This window comes from Candidatus Cloacimonadota bacterium (assembly GCA_011372345.1).
Classification (GTDB): domain Bacteria; phylum Cloacimonadota; class Cloacimonadia; order Cloacimonadales; family TCS61; genus DRTC01.
The window spans coordinates 1-4,688 of the sequence record DRTC01000360.1 but is presented as its reverse complement, the minus strand read 5'-3'; the positions used below and the strand labels follow the sequence as shown (position 1 = coordinate 4,688).

Here is a 4,688-nt window from a genome sequence, read left to right as displayed (position 1 = left end):
TAAGTTGACTGGCATCAGCGGATTAGAAAACTTAAATCAAGCCAGCTAAAGCAAACTTAATTCAAGTTTTCAGTAATTCCGGTGGTTTTCGTTCAAGCACTATATAAGAATTTTCGAAAAGATCGAATCATTATGCTCGTTCCCAAATTGTATATGGGAATGTTATTTTTGAAAAGTTTTTTACTTTGTTATTTTTTAGTTGAAGGAAATGATATTTTCGAAATATAATTTCTTAACCAATTGTGTTCCCAAATAAAATTTGGGAACAAGTAAAATCGTATAAATTGCAAAGAATTATAGATGAATTTTAAAATCTTAAAAGAATCTTTTTTAGTAGATAAAACAAAGCGAATTCTCATCAAAATCCCTTCTGATGAATTGATGTATTTCGGTTACTTTATCGAAGGTTTCGAGGGCTGGTGCAATTATACGACTCCGGATAAAAATGAATCTGTTCTGCAGGTGGATATTGCTCCGGATTTTGTGGAAGAGTTTGGAATTATGCTGCAATTTATGCGGGATTGGGAGTTATAGAATCAATCACTCCAAACTCAAAAGATACTTATGAATAACTTCCTTCATATCTTTGCGGGAAACAACTTCGTTCACTCCACCTCTATCCAGGTAAAATTCGGCAGTATAATATTTTTCATCCATTCCTTTACCGGAAATCATCTTGGTTACACGCGGACCGGCAAAACCGAGTTGAGCGTTTTTCTCTGCTAAAATTATCGTTCCCTGCGAGGCAAAACTCGCTAAAGTTCCACCGAAAGTTGGATCTGCGAGAATAGAAATATAAGGTTTTTTCAGTTTAGTCAGAGCCATATTTGTTTTTGCCATTTGCATCAACGAGAGGATTCCTTCATGCATTCTGGCTCCACCGGAAAGTGCAACCGATATCAATGGGCATTTTTTATGATTTGCTAATTTCACGGCCCGCAGGAATTTTTCTCCAACTACAGAACCCATGGAACCGCCTAAAAATCCAAATTCGGAAACAGCGACCACAACCTGTGTATCAAAGATTTTTGCTTCTCCGATAACAAGTGCTTCTTTAACGCCAATTTTCTTCTGAGCCTTTTTCACTGTGTCTTTGTATGATTTTGTCTTACCTTCGTATTTATAACTGAATTTTAGAGCATCTCTGGGAACGAGATATTTATCCGATTCAATGAAGGAATCTTTGTCAGTGATGCACTCGATCCATTCATGTGCAGATAGAAAGTATTTCCTGCTGATGGCTCCGCACTTTGAACAGGTTTTGTAATTATCGAGGAAGGTTTGAAAAGAAATATGAGTATTGCATTTTTCACATTCGTAATATTCAGGTTCTTTCAGGTTTTTTATTTCTTCATTTTTAGCAGTTTTTGCCAGATGCAAAGTAAGATGATCACCGATTTTTTTCAGTCTCTCAAATACTTTCTCGAATTTTTTTTCAATAACATGTACGCTTTTCATTGTCCTTTGCTTGAAAATTTCAGTATAATCTTCTTTGAATTCTCCATAACCGGTAAACCGTTTGTACCTGCTTTTCAGTAGTTTTTTTACATCGAAATGAGCAAGTTCATTTAAAGTCAGTGAGAATTTTTTCTCGATATTAAGGATTGTGCATTTTGGATCATTGTGTGCTCCTCCTTCCGGTTCAGGAATGATATCATCGATGATCCCAAAAGTCAGCATATCTTCAGCAGTTGGTTTCTGGAGGTTGGCTGCTTCTTCCTTTCTTGCCGGATTACGCAGAATAATGCTCGCACATCCTTCCGGTGACATCACGGAATAGACAGCATTTTCAAGCATCAGTGTTCTATCTGCAACTTGCAGGGCAAGAGCTCCGCCGCTTCCACCTTCACCTAAAATGAGAGAGATCGTTCTGGTTTTTAAGCCAGCCATTTTATAGATGCAATCCGATATTTTCCAGGATTGAAGATATTCTGCAGAATGTTCAAACGGATCTCCACCAGGCGTGTCTATGATGGTGATCAAAGGGGTATTCGATTTTTCTGCTAAATCCATGATTTTCATTGCCAGAGAATATCCTTCCGGTTTGACCATCCCGAAATTCACTTTTGTCTGTTCTTCCAGAGATTGTCCTTTTGGTTTTTCTTGAGCAATGATAAAAACTTTCTGATTTTTAAATTTCGCTGAGCCTGCTATCAAGGCAGGATCTTTAGGAAATCCCTGTAAATATGGAATGAAATTCGAAAATATTTCTTTGATGATTTCCGAAGATCTTGGTCGTTCCGGATGCCTGGTTATCTCATATTTTCCCCAGGCATTATCACTTATATGTTTCATTGAAATTTTCCTCCTTTCAGGAAAGAAAATTACTTTCCTGATAAAACTAAAAAAGCATCATACGAACTTATTTTTTTTAGAGTTTCAATTTTTATTATAAGTGATTTATAAACAAGAAATTTTATTGATTATTTTAAGTATAATTAAGCAGGTAAATTAATAAAATTAATTAAAATATTAAAATAATTAATTTAAGACTTGACATAATTAATGATAGGATTTAATTTGGCTTCGTAAATTAAGAAGGAGGTAAAATGAATAAACAATTAAAACAATGTCCGATCTGCAATTCCAATCTTGAGATCATCGAGTATCATTGCCCAAATTGTGATACTTCTATCAAGGGGAAGTTTGGGATTGGAGAACTGGCTTCTTTGAATGCTACGCAGCAGGAATTCGTGAAAGTTTTCGTCTGCTGTCAGGGAAGTATCAAGGAAGTAGAGAAAGCATTGGGAATTTCTTATCCAACTGTGAAAAACAGGTTAGGAGAAGTTACAAAGGTTCTCTGTCCGGAAAAGAAGGAACCGGCAAAATCGATATCACCCGAAATTCTGGATGAGATCGAAAAAGGGAATCTGACAGTCGATGAAGCGATTGAAAAAATGAAAAAGAGTAATTAGCAAAAGAACAAAATTAGGAGGAAAAAATGACAAGTTTTGAAAAAACATTCCGTTCCCAAACGAAAAGTAATCTCAAGGTGAACTTCAAATCGGAAAATCTGAGCATAAAGATCAAAGGCAGAAACCAGGAAGAGAGTGATTTTTTTGTAAAATTCAATTACAAAAATTACGATGAAGAAACGACTCCCGAGGATTTGATCAAAACAGAATATGATGCTGACAATAATATTCTATCAATCAATCTAACGGTTCTTGAAAATGAAATATCGATCCGTAATTCTGAATTTGTCCTTTCAGTTCCAATCATTTCTGATGTAAATGCTGAAGTTGAGAATGGTGCGATTTCAATTGAAAATTTACAGGGGAATCAGAAAATTAACGGAGAAAATGGTCCTGTGAAAATGGATCATATTAATGGAGAAATAGTTTGCGAAACCGAGAACAGCCCAATTTCTATTCTAACAAGCAATAGTAATATCAAGATTAATAATGAAAATGGTCCAATAATGTTGAAAGAATGCGAGGGAAATATTAGTCTTGATGCAGAAAACAGCCCTGTAAAAGTGATCAAATGTAAAGGAAATTTGCTTTCAAAAACCGAAAACGGAACTTTTAGAGTTCTGGAAGCAAACTTCAATAATGCTGATATTCAAAGTGAAAATGGTAGCATTTATTATGAATTTACTCCTGTCGAATCAGGGAAATTTAATTTCCAAAATGAAAATGGGAAGATCCATTTAGTTGTTCCTGATGGAGTTCCCTACAAAATCAGAGCGGAAAATGATTTTGGAAATTTCAATATCGGTCTGGAAGGAAATTATGACAGGAAAACAGATAATGATATTCACATCATCGAGATGATAAAAGAATCCGGAAATGTTGAAATTACTGCGAAAAATGAGAATGGTTCTATTCGTATTATGAAAAATCCTCATCATGGAAAATATCATGGCATGGGAGCAGGATTCAACTTCGATCTTTCCGGAATTTCTGATATTCTGGACGGAGTTGTGGAAAAGATTCCTGATGATATCAATACCGAGAAGATCAAAATCAAGATCGAGAAAGCAAAAGACAAACTAAAAAATGTAAAAATACCGGATGTTTCCATGATCATAGAGAATGTGATGACCGGTGTTCAAAAGGAAATCAATGAGTCTATCAGCAAAGAACTGAACAACGAAAAAGCCAAAGAAACAATGGAAAAAGTGAAAATAAAAATCGAAAAAGCAATGAATAAAGTTCAGGAGAAATTTACTTCCTCAGAACTTTCCGAAAAAGAAAAACAGGAAGTCGATGAACGAAGCCGCTTGAAAATCCTGCAGATGCTGCAGGATGGCAAGATCACAGCAGATGAAGCAGAAAGACTTCTCAAGGCAATGGAAGAGAAGGATTATCAAAAATGAACTGTCATTACGAGTTTTCTCTTGCTGGCATCGACCGAAGTAATCTCTTTCTTATCCTAAAGTTAGAGTTGGAGATTGCTTCGTAGGAATTTATTAGCAAGACACCTCGCAATGACAATTTTAATAGTTGCAGAATCCAAGTTAAAAAAGGAGATAATCATGGATGAAAAAAGAAAAATAATCGATATGGTCGCAGATGGAAAAATCTCAGCCCAAGAAGCGGAAAAACTTCTTGCTGCAATGATTCCGAAAACTGCTCCCACGATCAAAGGAAAAAAACTGTTCATCAGGATCACACAGGAAGGAAAAGCCAAACCTAAAGTGAATATCGCGATTCCCATCAAACTGGCAAAGATCGGGATGCATT

General features: G+C 35.7%; 5 protein-coding genes. 4 read left to right on the top strand and 1 reads right to left on the bottom strand.

What is annotated here, in order from left to right:
* The first annotated feature begins 300 nt into the window (after positions 1 to 300).
* Positions 301 to 534: a DUF4911 domain-containing protein gene (locus ENL20_06970; GenBank protein ID HHE38298.1), complete on the top strand. Its 234-nt coding sequence runs from the start codon at positions 301 to 303 to the stop codon at positions 532 to 534.
* 6 nt (positions 535 to 540) lie between these two features.
* Here the strand turns inward: ENL20_06970 and ENL20_06965 are convergent, their stop codons facing one another.
* Entirely contained in the window at positions 541 to 2,295 is a 1,755-nt protein-coding gene (locus tag ENL20_06965) for a hypothetical protein (GenBank protein HHE38297.1), read from the bottom strand.
* Between the two features lie 254 nt (positions 2,296 to 2,549).
* Here ENL20_06965 and ENL20_06960 point away from each other — a divergent pair, with 254 nt between their 5' ends.
* The 3 genes from ENL20_06960 to ENL20_06950 all read left to right on the top strand — a co-directional run.
* Entirely contained in the window at positions 2,550 to 2,915 is a 366-nt protein-coding gene (locus tag ENL20_06960) for a DUF2089 domain-containing protein (GenBank protein ID HHE38296.1), read from the top strand.
* Between the two features lie 26 nt (positions 2,916 to 2,941).
* Complete coding sequence (locus tag ENL20_06955) at positions 2,942 to 4,321, top strand: hypothetical protein (protein HHE38295.1); 1,380 nt, start codon at positions 2,942 to 2,944, stop codon at positions 4,319 to 4,321.
* Positions 4,322 to 4,480: 159 nt separating this feature from the next.
* A partial coding sequence (locus ENL20_06950; protein ID HHE38294.1) for a hypothetical protein occupies positions 4,481 to 4,688 on the top strand: 208 nt, incomplete at its 3' end.